The following is a 958-nucleotide window of genomic DNA, read 5'->3' on the forward strand; positions in this document are numbered from 1 at the left end:
CTGAAGAATCCCCTGATGATTTACATATAAATCATTAGATTGGAGTGAACTTGCACCTTGAAGTGTGATCTGATGGAAGTGCGAACAAACATCAATCACAGGGCTTCAAGGTGCAAGTGTTAACTATCTTACATCAATCTCTCTATCAACATTGTCCAGAAATCCATCAAAAGCGACTCAATACCCTCATGGTTGCTTGCCGAGCACTTATCAACGCGGATTGCCTCACCCTAACGCATTTAGGGCGGCACATTGATGGCACCAGCACTCATACTAAGCACTCAATAAAACGCATGGATAGATTGTTGGGCAACCCGCATCTTCACCATGAAAGAATGGCTGTTTATCAGTGGCATGCAAAGTGGCTGCTAACAGCACATACGATGCCGACAATATTGGTGGATTGGTCAGATATGCGTGAAGGTCGTGAGCTTATTGCGCTACGTGCCTCTATCGCTATCAAAGGTCGCTCTATCACGCTCTACGAACGAACATTTCCGTTAGTGCTGCAAGGCACTCAAACCGCCCATAATCAGTTTCTTAATGAACTCAGAAAAGTGTTACCTGACAACATCACCCCACTGATAGTCACTGACGCGGGCTTTCGTAATCCATGGTTTCGAAAAGTCGAGCAGCTCGGTTGGTATTGGCTGGGTCGCGTTAGAGGATTGAGTATCTATCGGCCGCATCCTTTCGGTCGCCAATTTTCACTAAAAGCGCTTTATCCCCAAGCCCGTCGTCGCGCAAAACATGTTGGGCGGGTGGCGTTATCGGTAAAGAAACCTTTGTTATGTGAGATGGTATTGTTCAGGGCCCCAAGTAAAGGCAGAAAAGGTCAGCGAAGTACGACAACAGACTGCCACCATACTGCGCAATGGACGTATGAGTTGACCGCCAAAGAGCCTTGGGCACTGGTGACTAACTTGACCATGGAAGCCATGTCGCCTCAAAAACTGGT

At 47.3% G+C, this 958-nt stretch carries 1 protein-coding gene; it reads left to right on the forward strand.

Going from position 1 to position 958, the window contains the following annotated elements:
* Positions 1–110: 110 nt before the first annotated feature.
* The coding region (locus GWI56_RS21560) for an IS4 family transposase (RefSeq protein WP_198574020.1) at positions 111–958 on the forward strand (848 nt) is incomplete at its 3' end.

The organism is Shewanella sp. DW31 (genome assembly GCF_015767295.1).
Lineage (GTDB): Bacteria > Pseudomonadota > Gammaproteobacteria > Enterobacterales > Shewanellaceae > Shewanella > Shewanella oncorhynchi.